This is a genomic window from Ferrovibrio sp. (assembly GCF_029255545.1).
Taxonomy (GTDB): Bacteria; Pseudomonadota; Alphaproteobacteria; order Ferrovibrionales; family Ferrovibrionaceae; genus Ferrovibrio.
Genome location: NZ_JANLJJ010000079.1, coordinates 99693 through 114040 on the forward strand (window position 1 = coordinate 99693; position 14348 = coordinate 114040).

The window sequence follows — 14348 nt, forward strand, 5'->3', positions numbered from 1 at the left end:
CGCAACAGCCGCGTGGCCGATGAAAGTCTTCATCGCCTGCCTGGGCACGGAAACCAACACCTTCTCGCCGCTGCCGACCGGCGAGCAGGGATTCTCGGAATGGATGCTGTATCGCGGCGATGCAACCCGGCATCCGGAGAATCTGTTCTCCGGCCCGTTGCATGTCTGGCGGCGCGCGGCAGAGGCGCAGCAGGCAGAAGTGGCGGAGAGCCTGTCGGCATTCGCCCAGCCCGCTGGCGTCACCGTCCGCAAGGTCTATGAAGGCTTCCGCGACGAAATCCTGGCCGACCTGAAGGCGGCCATGCCGGTCGACATGGTGCTGCTCAGCCTGCATGGCGCCATGGTGGCCGATGGCTATGACGATTGCGAAGGCGACCTGCTGGAGAAAATCCGGACCATTGTCGGACCAATGGCGGCGGTCGGCGCTGAGCTTGACCTGCATTGCTCGATCACCGAAAAGATGCTGGCCAATGCCGATGCGCTGGTCACCTTCAAGGAATACCCGCATGTCGACAGCAATGCGCGGGCGCAGGAACTCTACGATATCCTGCTGGCCAAACAGCAGGGCAGCGCGAAGCCGGTGATGGCGGTGTTCGATACCCGGATGATCAATCTGTGGCGCACGCCGGTCGAGCCGATGGCCTCCTTCGTGCGCGAGATGCAGGCCTGCGAGGGCCGCGACGGCATCCTGTCGGTATCGTTTGCCCATGGCTTCCCGATGCAGGACGTGCCGGACGCCACGGCCAAGATGATCGTGGTTGCCGATGGCGACAAGGCCAGGGCGCAGGCGCTGGCGGAACGGCTCGGCCACAAAATATGGTCGCTGCGCGAGCAGACAGCGCCAAAGAATCTGAGCATCGATGCGGCGCTGGATCGCGCGCTCGGCCACACCGGCAGGCGGCCGGTGGTGCTGGCCGACATCACCGACAATCCCGGCGGCGGCGCGGCGGGCGACGCCACGTTCATCCTGCGTCGCATCATCGAGCGTGGCATCGAGAACGTGGCCAGCGGCGTCTACTGGGATCCGATGGCGGTGCGCTTCTGCTGCGATGCCGGCGAGGGGGCCAGCTTCGATCTGCGGGTCGGCGGCAAATGCGGCGTCACCTCGGGCGATCCGCTCGATCTGCGTGTCACGGTCAAGTCCATAATCATGGACGCTGCCCAGCCGGCGCTGACCGGCAGTCTGCCGATGGGGCCCTCGGTCTGGATCCAGGCCGCAGGCGGCCGCGACCTGGTGCTGAATTCCCTGCGCACCCAGACCTTCCATCCCGGCGCTTTCGAGCAATTCGGCATCCGGCTCGCCGACAAGGCCATGGTGGTGGTGAAATCGACCCAGCATTTCCATGCCGGCTTCGCTCCCATCGCCGGCGACATTCTGTATGTCGAGGCGCCGGGCGCGATGCGCTCGGATTTCGCCGATATCCCGTTCCAGAAAGTGCGTGGTCCGTACTGGCCGCGCGTCGCCGATCCGTTTTCCGCTGCATAACCAAAAAAGAGAGCCATCAGACCATGTCGCAGAATCTGAGCCGTTCCCTGCGTTACAGCAAAGAGCCCGTGCGCAGCAAAGGCGGCGTTGTCGCCGCGCAGAACCAGAAGGCGGCCGATATCGGCGCCGAAGTGCTGCGTGGCGGCGGCAACGCCATCGATGCCGCCGTGGCCACCGCCTTTTCGCTTGCCGTGCTCGAGCCGTGGATGAGCGGCATCGGCGGCGGCGGTTTCATGCTGGTCTGGGATGCGAAAAAGCAGAAAGGCCATGTGGTCGATTTCGGCATGGTCAGCGCCGCCGGCCTTGACCCGGCCGATTATCCGCTGGCCGAGGGCGTAGGCGGCGACCTGTTCGGCTGGCCTCTGGTGGTCGAGGACCGCAACATCCTGGGTTATCCCTCCATCGCCGTGCCGGGCCAGCCCGAGGGCATGCGGCTGGCGCTGGAAAGCTTCGGCAGCCGCAGCTGGCAGCAGAGCCTCGGCCCGGCCATCGAACTGGCCCGCGAGGGCATGGAGGCCGACTGGTTCCTCAGCACCGTCGTTGCTTCGGCGGCGAAAGATCTCGGCCGCTTCCCGGCCTCGCGCGGCGTATTCCTGCCCGATGGCCTGCCGCCGGCAGCCGATTGGGGCGGCGCGACAACGCGGCTGAAGAACGATGCTTTGCTGGCCAGCCTGCAGCGCCTGAGCACGGCCGGTGCGCGCGATTATTACGAGGGCGAGCTGGCCACAAAACTGGTGCGCGACCTGCAGGCCGGTGGCTCGAAGATCGCCGCCGCGGACCTGGCCGGCTACCGCGCCCGCCTCGCCGAACCACTGCGTTATGCGTATGGAGACAAGACCCTGATGCTGCCGCCCGGCCTCACCGCGGGGCCCAGTCTGCGCGATGCGCTGGAAGCCGCCGGGCCAAAGCTGGATCGTGCCGGCCTGTCGCCGCAGAGCTTCGTCGCCTATGCCGAAGGCCTGACCGCGGCCTATGAGAAGCGCCTGGCCGGCATGGGCGACAGCGACAACGGCAAGAGTTGCACCACCCATCTCTGCGTCATCGACGGCGAGGGCAACATGGTGGCGCTGACCCAGACGCTGCTGTCGCTGTTTGGCAGCCGCGTCATGCTGCCCGAAAGCGGCGTGCTGATGAATAACGGCATCATGTGGTTCGATCCGCGCCCGGGCAGGCCGAATTCGCTGGGGGCGGCGAAGCGCCCGCTTTCCAACATGCTGCCCAGCCTGGCGGTGGATGGCGATAAACCGTGGCTGGCGATCGGTGCCTCGGGTGGCCGTCGCATCATGCCGGCCGTGATGCAACTGCTGTCCTTCCTGATCGATTACCGCATGCCGCTCGATGCCGCCTTCCATCAGCCGCGCATCGACGCCAGCATCCCGGGCCAGCCTTTCTGCGATCCGCTGCTTGATGCCGCCACTCGCGCGGCGGTGAAGGCGCGCTTCCCCCAGGCTGGCGAAAAGCGCCGCGATCCGTTTCCGCTCGCTTATGCCTGTCCCTCGGCGGTGATGATCGAACCCGACGGCAACCGCATCGGCATGACCGAAATCGCCCAGCCCTGGGCCGGCATGGCAGGCGCCTGAGTGCAGCCGTCGCGGCGCGGCACGATCATCGGCTTTGCGGCCGCCATTGGCGCCTGCGTGATCGGCGCGGGCTGGCAGGTGGCGACCCGCCTGGGCACCACCACCACGCTGGCGCCGGTCGACCTGGCTCTGCTGCGCTACTGCATCCCGGCCGTGCTGCAGGCGCCGACGGCCGACGTGATCCTGCAGGCCTGCTGGCAGGGGGTGATTGCAGGGCTGCTCGGCCTGTGGACCTTCGCCCTCGGGGTGCATCATATCGGCCCCAGCCGGGCCGCCGCCGTCGGCGCGCTGGTGCCGGTGCTCTCCGCGCTGGGTGGTGGCCTGGTGCTGGGCGAAATCCCCAAGCCGCTGGTGCTGGCCGGCATCCTCTGCACAATGGTCGGCGTGTATTTGGCCAGCGGGGTTCTGGCCCGTAAAAGCTAGGCGGATCAGGCACTAATCCCTTCGCACTTGCACGAGCCCGGCCCGCGCCGTATATCCGCGCCGGAATGAAAGGGTTTCCGGCCATGGATCGCGTGCGTCTCGAGGGTTATGCATTTCTAGCGGCGTTCATCGCCTGCGTGCCGGCGGCCAACTGGCTGATCGGCAATCTGGGCACCATCTGCGTGCCGCAGGGCCCCTGCCTGATTCCCGTCGCACCCAGTTTTGGCATTTCCGGGGGAATCACCGCGCCCAGTGGCGTGCTGATGATCGGCCTGGCTCTGGTGCTGCGCGACCTGGTGCAGCGCCGGCTCGGCAAAGGCTGGACGCTGGGCGCCATCGCCGTTGGCGCGGCGCTGTCGGGCCTGATTGCCCCGCCGGCCCTGGTGATGGCCTCGGCTGTCGCCTTCCTGCTCTCCGAGCTGGCCGATTTTGCCGTCTATACCCCGCTGCAGAAGCGCGGCCTGGTGCGCGCCGTTCTGCTCTCCAGCCTGGTCGGCCTGTGCGTCGACTCGGTGGTGTTCCTGTATCTCGCCTTCGGCAGCCTCGACTATCTGGCCGGCCAGATCATCGGCAAGGCCTGGATGGTGCTGCTCAGCATCCCGGTGATCCGGCTGCTGCGCGACCGCGACCAGCGGCTCGGCATCACCGCCGCCGCCTGAGGCGCGGCACCCGGGACTGGCTCAGGCGCCGCGCTCAGCCTTCATCCTGGCGATCGCCTGCAGCCAGTAATCTGGATCCTCGTAGTCGGTCGGGTCCGCCACATTGGCCAGATAAAAGGCCTCGCGCCGCTCGACGCAGGTGCCGCAGCGGCCGCAATGCTTCGCGCCGCCCTTGTAGCAACTCCAGGTCTTCTCGTAGGGCACGCGTAAGCGCGCGCCCTCGCGCACGATGTCGGCCTTGGTGAAGCCGACGAACGGGGCGTAGAGCTGCACCTCCCACATGCCTTCCAGGGCGCAGGCCTGCATGGCGCGGAAGGCCTCGACGAAGGCCGGCCGGCAATCGGGATAGATGAAGTGGTCGCCGCTATGCACGGCGATGCCGACCGCATCGGCCCTGGCGCCAGCGGCGATGCCAAAGGCGATGCTCAGCATGATGGCGTTGCGGTTGGGCACCACGGTCGACTTCATGTTGCTCTCGGCATAATGCCCGTCGGGCACCGCGTCGCCGCCGCTGATCAGCGAGGATGAGGTGAGGAAGCGGCCGAGGCCGGCAATGTCGACCACGTCGTGGCGCGCGCCGAGCGCGGCGGCGATGCCGGCGGCATGTTCGATCTCGCGGCGATGGCGCTGGCCGTAATCAAACGAGATCAGGCGCTCCAGTCCGTTCTCGGCTGCGATCCGGTAGGCCAGCGTGACCGAGTCAATGCCGCCCGAGCAGAGGACGACGGCCTTCATGCTGCTGCGGCTTTCCTGCGCCGCCATTGCAGCAGCATGACCAGGCCGAGCAGGGCGAATGCCGGCAGATACACCCAGTGCTTGCTCGGCCGGTCGGCCGGCAGCAGCACATGTTCAATGGTGAAACCGCTTTCCAGGCCGACGCGCTTGGCGGCCGAGCCGAATTTGATGGCGCCAACCTGCACGCGGTCGCCAAGCGTGGTCAGGGTCAGCCCGGCATCGGCCAGCCGCTTGCGGGCCTCGCCGGGCGCTGCCAGCGGCAGGCTGATCGTCTTGGTGACGTCGTCGCCTTCCAGCGTCGTGCCGGCCACCACCATCAGCAGGCGACCGTCCGCCGGCAGTCTGCCGGCGACCTCGAAGACCTGCTTCGCCGGCGCTTCCGTATAGGGTTCATACAGCTTGTCCCAGAAGAAGCCGGGGCGGAACATCGCGAAGCAGACCAGCAGCAGCAGCGCCGATTCCCATTTACGGCTTTTGGTCAGCATCCAGCCCATGGTCGCGGCGGCGAAGACCAGAATCGCCACCGTGGCGATGACGATCACCAGGATCGCCTCGGCCGTATGGTCGATATCGATCATCAGGATTTGCGGATTGAAGATGAACACGAAGGGCAGCACGGCGGTGCGCATCGAATAGATCGTGCCCTGCAGGCCGGTTTTGATCGGGTCCTCGCCGGAAATCGCCGCCGCCGCGAAGGAGGCCAGACCGACCGGCGGCGTCACGTCGGCCATGATGCCGAAATAGAACACGAACAGATGCACGGCGATCAGCGGAATCGCCAACCCGGCCTGGGCACCCAGTTCCACGATGACCGGCGCCATCAGGGTGGCGACCAGGATGTAGTTGGCCGTGGTCGGGATGCCCATGCCGAGGATCAGGCAGATGAATGCGGTGAGCAGCAGCATGGCGATCACGTTGCCGCCCGAGATGAATTCGACGAAGTCGGTCATCATCAGGCCCATGCCGGTCAGGGTCACGGTGCCGACGATAATGCCGGCCGTCGCGGTGGCGATGCCGATGCCGATCATGTTGCGGGCGCCAAGGTTGAAACCTTCGACCAGATCGGCAATGCCAAGGCGGGCCGCATCGCCAAGCTGTTGCGTGCCGCGGAAGAAGGCGATGACCGGCCGCTGCGTCACGACGATGGCCATTACGGTGGCGGTTGCCCAGAAGGCCGACAGCCCGGGCGAAAGCTCCTCCACCATCAGGCACCACAGCAGCACCACGATCGGCAGCAGGAAATGCAGGCCGGTGCGCGCCACGCTCCAGGCTTCCGGCACCTTGATGTCGGGGTTGCTGGCATCGTCCAGCTCGAGGTCGGGGAATTTCGCCGCATACCACAGCGACAGCAGATACAGCGCGCCGCCGCCGATCCCGAGCAGCCAGGGCGCCGCCGCGCCGGTCACCGCCTGGATGCCGAGGATGCCGTAATACAGCGCGCAGATCACCGCGATGCTGCCGCTCCAGCCCAGGCCCTGGCGCAGCCAGTATTCGCGCCGGCCGCGTTTCACCGCGCGCTCCAGCGGTCTGGCGTTGATCATCTGCGCCTCGAGGTCGACGATATAGAACAGCGCGATATAGGAAATTACGGCCGGCAGGAAGGCGTGCTTGACGATGTCGGCATAGGGCAGCCCGACATATTCGGTCATCAGGAAGGCGGCCGCTCCCATCACCGGCGGCATGATCTGGCCGTTCACCGAGGACGCCGTCTCGATGGCGCCGGCCTTCACGCCGGTCAGGCCGGTGCGCTTCATCATCGGGATGGTGAAGATGCCGCCCGAGACGACGTTGGACACCGACGAGCCGGATACCACGCCATTCAGCGCCGACGACACCACGGCCACCTTGGCCGGGCCGCCGCGCAGATGGCCGAGCAGGGCGACGGAGATCTGCATCATCCAGTTGCCGCCGCCGGCCTTCTCGAGCAGCGAGCCGAACAGCACGAACAGGAAAACGAAGCCGGTCGAGACGCCCAGCGCCACGCCGAAGACGCCCTCCGTGGTCAGCCACTGGTGTTGCAGGAACTTGGTCAGCGAGGCGCCCTTGTGCTGGATCACCTCGGGCATCCACGGGCCGGCGAAGGTGAACAGGATGAAGACGGCGGCGACGATCACCATCGGCGGGCCGAGCGTGCGACGGGTCGATTCCAGCAGCAGCAGCAGGCCGACTCCGGCGATGGCGAGGTCATACCAGGTTGGCTGGCCCGGGCGGGTGGCCAGCGCGGCGTAGAACAGGAACAGGTAGGAGGCCGCGATGGCGCCGGCGATGGCCAGGATCCAGTCAAGTGCCGGAATATGGCTGCGCGGCGAACGCTTGAAGGCCGGATAGCAGGTGAAGGCGAGGAAGACCGAGAAGCCGAGGTGGATCGCGCGCGCCTCGGTGTCGTTGAGGATGAAGACGCCGAAGATGAAGGGCAGCGGCGAGGCATACCAGACCTGGAAGGCAGACCAGGCCACGGCAATGGCGAGGATCAGTTTGGCGACCGCGCCCTTGGGGTCGCGTCCGCCCAGATCGGCGTCGGCGACGAGTTGCTGCAAGTCCTGCTCGGTGGCTTGGCGTTGCGTTGCTGCGTTGCTCATGGTCGGTCCTCGAAAATCAGTCGCCCGGTCTGCTCAAAAAAAAGCCGGCCCGCTGCGACACGGGCCGGCTGAACAGTGTAGTGCCGGATTACATCCAGCCCTTTTCCTTGTAGTACTTCACGGCGCCGGGATGCAGTGGGGCCGAGTTGCCGTCCTTGACCATGTTCTTCGGGTTCAGCGCCGAGAAGGCGGGGTGCAGCTTCTTGAATTCATCGAAATTCTCGAAGGTGGCCTTCACCAGCTGGTAGACCGTCTCGTTGTCGACCTTGGCCGAGGAGACCAGCGTGGCCAGCACGCCGTAGGTCTGGGTCGCCTGCGGGTTGTTGTTGTACAGGCCGGCCGGGATGGTTGCCTTGGCGTAGAAGGAATTCGCCGCCACCAGCTTGTCGATGGCCGGGCCGGTGATCGAGACCAGCTTGGCGCCGCAGGTGGTGGTCGGGTCCTGGATGTTGGCCGACGGATGGCCGACGCCATAGAAGAAGCCGTCGATCTTGTTGTCGCAGAGCGCCGGGCCGTGCTCGTCGGCCTTCAGCTCGGAGGCCAGCGAGAAGTCGGAGAGCTTCCAGCCCAGCGCGCCGAGCAGTTCTTCCAGCGAGGCGCGGGTGCCCGAGCCCGGATTGCCAACGTTGAAGCGCTTGCCCTTCAGGTCCTCGAACTTGGTGGCGTTGATTTCCTTGCGGGCCAGCACGGTGAACGGCTCGGGATGCACCGAGAAGACCGAGCGCAGGTCAGCGAAAGCGCCGGCATCCTTGAACGCGCCGACGCCCTTCAGGGCGTTGTAATGCACGTCCGACTGGGCCATGCCGAAATCAAGCTCGCCGGCCTTGATGGTGTTGATGTTGTAGGCCGAGCCGCCGGTCGATTCGACCGAGCAGCGGATGCCATGCGCCTTGCGGTCCTTGTTCAGCAGGCGGCAGATCGCGCCGCCGGCCGCGTAATACACGCCGGTCACGCCGCCGGTGCCGATGGTGACGAATTTCTGCTGCGCGAAGCCGGCGCCGGGCAGGGCGGCCAGCAGGGCCGCGCCGAGCACGCCGCCCAGCAGGTGCTTGGTTGCAAACTGCATGTTGTTTCTCCTCCGTAATGGACTGCGGTCAGGTTGACGGCAGCCGGATTGATTGATGATCGCCGGCCGATACGGCCGCGCCGGCACAGGCCCGGAACTGTGTAATGGCAGGCCGCACCCCGTTGCGGCATACCGGCCCATACGCCCCTGTGATAGCGGAAAGACCAAGCCTGCCGCCATGCGTATCGGTACCGTGTCCATAACCCGATGGTATGGACACCGGTCCGACCGGTTTCGTCAAGTCCGTTGTGGCTTGCCGGGGGTCACAAGTGCGGCAGAAACCGATTTTTCCGTCTGCGCCAGCACGGCGCCGAATTTGCGCGCCAGCACCGAGGCCGGCTGGTGCTTGGCCCGCATCACGTGCACCGCAAAATCGATGTGCGGCAGCAGCGGGCGGGCGATGACCTGGCGCGGGTCATGGGCCGCGGCGGTATACTGGTCGACAATGGCGACGCCGGCGCCGCGCGCCACCAGCGACAGCGCGATCTGGTTGGTCTTGACCTCGACGATGGGTTGCAGGTCGACCCCGGACAGCTTGAGCGCGGCGCTGAACGCCGCGCCCAGCGGGTCGTCGCTGCGCAGGCCGATGAAGGGATGCTTGCGGAACCAGTCGAGTTTCACACTCGCGGGCACCTGGTTTTCCATGGTCTTCGGAAAAATACCGTAGAATTGCGCTTCGGCCAGCAGCTGAATGTCGAGGCCGGGATGCGGCTGGATGTCGAATCCGATGCCCAGATCGACCTCGTGGTTCAGCACCACGCGCACCAGATCGGCATATTGCCGGGTTTCCACCTCGAAGCTGACATCGGCGTGCTTCTGGCGGAAGCGACTGATTGCCAGCGGCACGAGGTCGATGCACAGGGCCGGCGCGGCGGCGATGCGCAGGTGGCCGCTGGTGGCGGCGCCCAGGTTGCGCGACAGTTTGCGCAGGTTCTCCAGGCCGCTGATGATGCGTTCGCTCTCGGCATGCAGCACCTGGCCCTCACGGGTCGGCAGCAGCCTGCCTTTCACCCGGTCGAACAGCTTGTAGCCCAGCTGGTCCTCGGCGCGCAGCAGCAGCCGGGTGGCGGCCGGCTGCGAGATGTTCAGCAGCTTGGCGGCGGCCGTGATCGTGCCGGTCAGCATGATGGCGTGGAAGACTTCGAGATGGCGCAGTTGCATGATGGGTTCCGATTCTGCCGCCCGCACTCTAGCTTTGCTATGGCTTTCTCCCAAGGGTCGGCATAACCCGATGTTATGGCTGCCGGCTGCATCGGCAGTGGCTGTGGCAGTCCGGGCTACCTAGGTTGGATACGCCTAGGTTGGATACAGGCGCCCGCCAATGGGCCGGCGCCCTGGAGTACGGCATGGATATCGTGGTGATCGGATCGGGTGTGGTGGGCATGACGACGGCCTGGCGGCTGGCGCGTGATGGCCATCGCGTCACCGTAGTCGACCGCGCCGGCGCCACCGCCCAGGGCGCCAGCCATGCCAATGGCGCCCAGCTCAGCTATTCCTATGTCGCGCCGCTGGCCGCGCCCGGGGTGTGGCTCGACCTGCCGAAATATCTGTTCGGCCGGCAATCGCCGGTGCGCTTCCGGCCCGGCTTCGAGCTGTTCCAGTATCGCTGGCTGCTGAAGTTCCTCGCCGCCTGCACGCGCGCCGAAGCGCTCGCCACCACCGAGAAGCTGCTGCGGCTGGCCTATCTGAGCCGCGACGTGCTGCATGCCGCCGAGGACATCCGCGCGCTCGATTTCCTGTGGAGCCGCGCCGGCAAGCTGGTGCTGCAGGGCGACGCGGCCGGCCTGGCCGGTGCCCGGGCGCAGGCGGAATACCAGAGCCGCCTGGGCAGCGAGCAGCAGGTGCTCGACCGCGACGGCTGCCTGGCCATCGAGCCGGCGCTGGACGCCATTGCCCATCGCATCCATGGCGGCGTGTTCACGCCTGGCGACGAGGCGGCCGATCCCTACCGGCTCTGCCTCGGCATCGAAAACCTGTTGTCGGGCGCCAATTCCGGCGTGCGTTTCGTCTATGGCTCAAAAGTGCGTGGCCTGCTGCGGGCCGGCCGGCATCTGCTCGGCGTGCAGACCGAGGCCGGCGTCTACGAGGCCGATGCCTATGTGCTGGCCGCCGGCGTGGCCAGCCGCCGGATCGGGCTGAGCGCGGGCCTTGACCTGCCGATCTATCCGATCAAGGGCTACAGCCTGTCGCTGCCGATCGCCGACGATGCCGCTGCGCCGCGCGTCTCGATCACCGACACGGCCTGCAAGACCGTCTATGCCCGGCTGGGGTCGCGCCTGCGGGTGGCCGGCATGGCCGATATCGTTGGCGCCAATGACGAGATCGACCCGGCCCGGCTGGGCCAGCTCGTGTCGCAGGCGCGCGAGGCCTTTCCCCATGTCGCCACCTGGCAGCAGATCGAGCCCTGGACCGGCCTGCGGCCGGCGACGCCGAAAGGCCTGCCGATCCTGGGCGACAGCGGCATCGACAACCTGCTGCTCAATGTCGGCCATGGCGCGCTCGGCTTCACGCTCGCCTTTGGCTCGGCCGAGGCCATCGCCGCCAGGCTGGCCGGCCGGCCGGCGCCGGTGCCCGAGCGGGATTTTGCGCTGGCGGCGGCTTAGGCGCTCAGCGCAAGGCCGCCAGGACGCCCCGCGCCATCCTCGCATCGGCGATGGCGCGCCCCATCAGGCCGGCATGCTGCACGGTCTGGCGCACCAGCGCGGCATTGTCCGCCGCCACGCTGCCGTCGCTGAGCAGGATGTTGTTCTCGAAGCCGATGCGGGCATGGCCGTTCAGGCCAAGGGCCGCCAGCGCGCAGGCCGATTCCTTCGGGCCGAAGGCGCAGACGGCGAAGGCGCCGTCGGCGCCGCTCCAGTCATGCAGGAAGGGCAGCAGGTCGCTGGGTTCCGAACGCTGGCCGGCGCTGTAGCGGCCGAGCACGAACAGTACGGAATGCTTCTCGCCCGGCACGATGCCGCGCGCCTTCAGGTCGTGGAAACGATGCAGGTCGCTGTCGGAATAGAGGATATACTGCATCATCACGCCGGCCTGGTGCAGCTCGGCCAGGAAGGCGGCGGCCTCGGTCTCGGCCTGTGCATCCGGCACGATCTCGCGGATCGCCAGCGAGCAGGCCTCCGGCATCAGGGCCCGCATCGCCGCCATCTGCTCATGGCGGTTGTAGATGCCGGCGGCCTCCGAGGTGGCCTGGATGATGATGTCGTCGCCGGCCTCGCGGCGCACCGCAATGATGGCGGCGCGATAGAGGTCGGTATCCAGCGAATGCCGGCCATCGGCCTGGCGCACATGCAGGTGGATCATCGCAGCCCCCGCATCCTGGCATAACGCGGCGCAGCGGCCCAGCTCGTCGGCGCTCAGCGGCACCGCCGGGTGATCGGCCTTGAGTTTGCGGGCGCCATTGGGGGCGACGGCAATGATGGCGGGCGCCACCACGGCGGGCAGGATCGGAACCATCTTCGTCGACGGGGCCGGCATCAGGCGATGCCCTTCAGTGCGGTGTCGACCGCGTCGCCCAGCCGCTCGACGATGATGTCGATATCGCCGGGTTTGCAGATGAAGGGCGGCGCCAGCAGCACATGGTCGCCATGCCTGCCATCGATGGTGCCGCCCATCGGATAGCACATCAGGCCGATCTTCATCGCTTCCGCCTTGATGCGGGCATTCAGCTTCAGCGCCGGGTCGAAGGTTTCCTTGCTGGCGCGGTCCTGCACCAGCTCGATGGCCTGGAACAGGCCGCGGCCGCGGATGTCGCCGACATGGCGGTGGTTGCCGAACCGCTCCTGCAGGCGGTCCATCAGATGCGCGCCCATCGCCTTGACGTTGTCGAGCAGGTGGTCGCGCTCGATCACCTCCTGCACCGCCAGGGCCGCCGCGCAGGCCATCGGATGGCCCAGATAGGTATGGCCATGCTGGAAGAAGCCCGTGCCATTCCTGAAGGCATCGAAGATATGCTGGCCCAGCAGCACGGCGCCGATCGGCTGGTAGCCGCCGCCCAGGCCCTTGGCGATGGTCATGATGTCGGGCGAAATGCCTTCCTGCTCGCAGGCATGCAGCGTGCCGGTGCGGCCCATGCCGCACATCACCTCGTCGAGGATCAGCAGCACCCCGTAGGTGTCGCAGATTTCCCGGATACGCTTGAAATAACCCGGCACGGCGGTGACGGCGCCGAGCGTCGCGCCGACCACGGGCTCGGCGATGAAGGCGATCACGCTGTCCTTGCCCAGTTCCAGGATCTTGACCTCCAGTTCCTCGGCGACGCGCCGGCCATATTCCTCCGCCGTCTCGTCGGGCCGGCGGTCGCGATATTCGAAACAGGGAGAAATGTGATGCGCGTCGATCAGCATCGGCGCGAACTGCTGGCGCCGCCAGGCGTTGCCGCCGACGGAGAGCGCGCCCACCGTGTTGCCGTGATAGCTCTGGCGCCGGGCGATGAAATGGCGGCGCTGCGGTTCGCCGCGCTCGACATGATACTGCCGCGCCATTTTCAGCGCCGCCTCGATCGCCTCCGAGCCGCCGGAGACATAATAAGCGTGGCTGATGCCTTTCGGCGCATGGCCGACCAGCTTGTCGGCCAGCTTCTCGGCCGGTTCGGTGGTGAAGAAGCTGGTATGGGCGAAGGCCAGCTTGTCGGCCTGCTCGTGCATGGCCCGCGTCACGTCGGGATGGCCGTGGCCGAGGCAGCTCACCGCCGCGCCGCCCGAGGCATCGATGTAGCGCTTGCCCTGGGAATCGATGATCTCGATGCCTTCGCCGCCGACGGCGACCGGATAGGCGTGGTTGATCATGCGGTGCAGGATGCGGCTAGTCATGGCGTGGCTTTCTTGCGCTTGGGAGACCAGTAGGTGGAAAAGGCGCCGAGCTGGACCTCGGCATTGCGGATGGCGGCCAACGCTTCCTCGCCGGCGCGGGCGGCGATCAGCGCCACCAGGGTTTCGGCCATGGCGAAAGCTGGCGTTATGGCATGGAAGAACGAGGGCGTGTCGGTCGAGATCAGCAGGCCGTGCTGGGCCAGGCCGGCCACCGGCGAGACGCGGCTGTCGGTGATCGCCACCACGGTCAGGCCGCGCTGGCGGGCATAGGCGACGCGCTCCACCGTGGCGCTGGCATAGGGCGCGACGCTGATCGCCAGCAGGGCATCGCCGCGGCCGGCATGGCGCAGGGCATCGATGCCGGTGTCGCCGGCGCCGTCCAGCAGCAGGCCGTTGGCGCGGAACAGGCCATAGATGTAATGGGCATGGAAGGCCACCGCATGGCAGGAGCGCAGGCCGAGGAAATGCACGCGCCGTGCGCCCTCCAGCAGCTTGGCGGCGGCCACCAGGGCGGTGATGCCGGCATCGTCATGGCTTTCGGCGATATGCTCGGCCATCGCCCAGCCGATCTGGCCGGCCAGCGCGGCGTCGCCGCCCTGCTGCTGGCGCTGCTGCAGGCGGCCGGCGCGGTTGCTGAATTCGGCGCTGAAGGCCTTGCCCGGGCTGCGGCGCAGCAGGCTGGCCTGCACGTCGCGGAAGGCGGCGAAGTCGCTGAATCCGAGCTGGCGTGCCAGTCGCGTCATGGTCACCGGCGGCACGCCGGCGCGGCGGGCCTGCTCGCGCATCGACAGCAGGGCCACGTCGTCGGGATGGTCCAGCACGAACCGCGCCGCGGCTTTCAACTGCGGCGGCAGCGTCTCGAAAGCCGCCGCGATGCGGGTCGGCAGCGAGTCGGGCTGGACATGGCGGACGGCAGGCATCGGGTCAGTGAAGCCCATTTCGGCCGCTCATGCAACAAGTGATTCATTAAATTATATATTGAAACAGTTGTTTCAACTGCCGGGGCTGCGTT

The 14348-nt window shown here is 67.0% G+C and carries 12 protein-coding genes; 5 read left to right on the plus strand and 7 right to left on the minus strand.

What is annotated here, in order from left to right:
• The first annotated feature begins 19 nt into the window (after positions 1–19).
• From Q1J79_RS15560 to Q1J79_RS15575, 4 genes are all read left to right on the plus strand, one after another.
• The gene (locus Q1J79_RS15560; RefSeq protein ID WP_300302137.1) at positions 20–1486 is read left to right on the plus strand and encodes a M81 family metallopeptidase; all 1467 of its coding nucleotides are present in this window, start codon (positions 20–22) and stop codon (positions 1484–1486) included.
• A 23-nt stretch (positions 1487–1509) separates the two neighbouring features.
• Positions 1510–3066, plus strand: a complete 1557-nt coding sequence (locus Q1J79_RS15565; RefSeq protein WP_300302138.1) for a gamma-glutamyltransferase family protein — start codon at positions 1510–1512, stop codon at positions 3064–3066.
• Entirely contained in the window at positions 3067–3489 is a 423-nt protein-coding gene (locus tag Q1J79_RS15570; RefSeq protein ID WP_300302139.1) for an EamA family transporter, read from the plus strand.
• Positions 3490–3572: 83 nt separating this feature from the next.
• On the plus strand, positions 3573–4148 hold the full coding sequence (locus Q1J79_RS15575; RefSeq protein WP_300302140.1) for a VUT family protein: 576 nt from the start codon (positions 3573–3575) through the stop codon (positions 4146–4148).
• Positions 4149–4169: 21 nt separating this feature from the next.
• Here Q1J79_RS15575 and queC read toward each other — a convergent pair whose 3' ends face one another.
• The 4 genes from queC to Q1J79_RS15595 form a co-directional block, all read right to left on the minus strand.
• Positions 4170–4883: a 7-cyano-7-deazaguanine synthase QueC gene (gene queC, locus Q1J79_RS15580; protein WP_300302142.1), complete on the minus strand. Its 714-nt coding sequence runs from the start codon at positions 4881–4883 to the stop codon at positions 4170–4172.
• Entirely contained in the window at positions 4880–7462 is a 2583-nt protein-coding gene (locus Q1J79_RS15585; RefSeq protein ID WP_300302144.1) for a TRAP transporter permease, read from the minus strand. Before Q1J79_RS15585 ends, queC begins: the two co-directional genes overlap by 4 nt.
• A gap of 88 nt (positions 7463–7550) precedes the next feature.
• Entirely contained in the window at positions 7551–8528 is a 978-nt protein-coding gene (locus tag Q1J79_RS15590; RefSeq protein WP_300302146.1) for a TAXI family TRAP transporter solute-binding subunit, read from the minus strand.
• A gap of 237 nt (positions 8529–8765) precedes the next feature.
• On the minus strand, positions 8766–9689 hold the full coding sequence (locus tag Q1J79_RS15595; protein WP_300302149.1) for a LysR substrate-binding domain-containing protein: 924 nt from the start codon (positions 9687–9689) through the stop codon (positions 8766–8768).
• Positions 9690–9874: 185 nt separating this feature from the next.
• Here Q1J79_RS15595 and Q1J79_RS15600 point away from each other — a divergent pair, with 185 nt between their 5' ends.
• On the plus strand, positions 9875–11131 hold the full coding sequence (locus Q1J79_RS15600) for a D-amino acid dehydrogenase (protein WP_300302151.1): 1257 nt from the start codon (positions 9875–9877) through the stop codon (positions 11129–11131).
• A 4-nt stretch (positions 11132–11135) separates the two neighbouring features.
• Here Q1J79_RS15600 and Q1J79_RS15605 read toward each other — a convergent pair whose 3' ends face one another.
• From Q1J79_RS15605 to Q1J79_RS15615, 3 genes are read right to left on the minus strand one after another with little or no spacing between them, the layout of a single operon-like run.
• Positions 11136–12002, minus strand: coding sequence for a 3-keto-5-aminohexanoate cleavage protein (locus Q1J79_RS15605; protein ID WP_300302153.1), 867 nt, complete (start codon positions 12000–12002; stop codon positions 11136–11138).
• A complete protein-coding gene (locus Q1J79_RS15610) occupies positions 12002–13336 on the minus strand; it encodes an aspartate aminotransferase family protein (RefSeq protein WP_300302155.1) in 1335 nt (444 codons plus the stop codon). The genes Q1J79_RS15605 and Q1J79_RS15610 overlap by 1 nt, the downstream gene beginning before the upstream one ends.
• Positions 13333–14274, minus strand: a complete 942-nt coding sequence (locus Q1J79_RS15615; RefSeq protein ID WP_300302156.1) for a MurR/RpiR family transcriptional regulator — start codon at positions 14272–14274, stop codon at positions 13333–13335. Before Q1J79_RS15615 ends, Q1J79_RS15610 begins: the two co-directional genes overlap by 4 nt.
• Positions 14275–14348 lie beyond the last annotated feature (74 nt).

Excerpts from the sequence above, each read along its gene's own strand:
- Q1J79_RS15575 (WP_300302140.1), top strand. The coding sequence starts at position 3,573 with ATGGATCGCGTGCGTCTCGAGGGTTATGCATTTCTAGCGGCGTTCATC.
- Q1J79_RS15585 (WP_300302144.1), bottom strand. The coding sequence starts at position 7,462 with ATGAGCAACGCAGCAACGCAACGCCAAGCCACCGAGCAGGACTTGCAG.
- Q1J79_RS15590 (WP_300302146.1), bottom strand. The coding sequence starts at position 8,528 with ATGCAGTTTGCAACCAAGCACCTGCTGGGCGGCGTGCTCGGCGCGGCC.
- Q1J79_RS15605 (WP_300302153.1), bottom strand. The coding sequence starts at position 12,002 with ATGCCGGCCCCGTCGACGAAGATGGTTCCGATCCTGCCCGCCGTGGTG.
- Q1J79_RS15615 (WP_300302156.1), bottom strand. The coding sequence starts at position 14,274 with ATGGGCTTCACTGACCCGATGCCTGCCGTCCGCCATGTCCAGCCCGAC.
- Q1J79_RS15600 (WP_300302151.1), top strand. The coding sequence starts at position 9,875 with ATGGATATCGTGGTGATCGGATCGGGTGTGGTGGGCATGACGACGGCC.
- Q1J79_RS15565 (WP_300302138.1), top strand. The coding sequence starts at position 1,510 with ATGTCGCAGAATCTGAGCCGTTCCCTGCGTTACAGCAAAGAGCCCGTG.
- Q1J79_RS15560 (WP_300302137.1), top strand. The coding sequence starts at position 20 with ATGAAAGTCTTCATCGCCTGCCTGGGCACGGAAACCAACACCTTCTCG.
- Q1J79_RS15595 (WP_300302149.1), bottom strand. The coding sequence starts at position 9,689 with ATGCAACTGCGCCATCTCGAAGTCTTCCACGCCATCATGCTGACCGGC.
- queC (WP_300302142.1), bottom strand. The coding sequence starts at position 4,883 with ATGAAGGCCGTCGTCCTCTGCTCGGGCGGCATTGACTCGGTCACGCTG.
- Q1J79_RS15610 (WP_300302155.1), bottom strand. The coding sequence starts at position 13,336 with ATGACTAGCCGCATCCTGCACCGCATGATCAACCACGCCTATCCGGTC.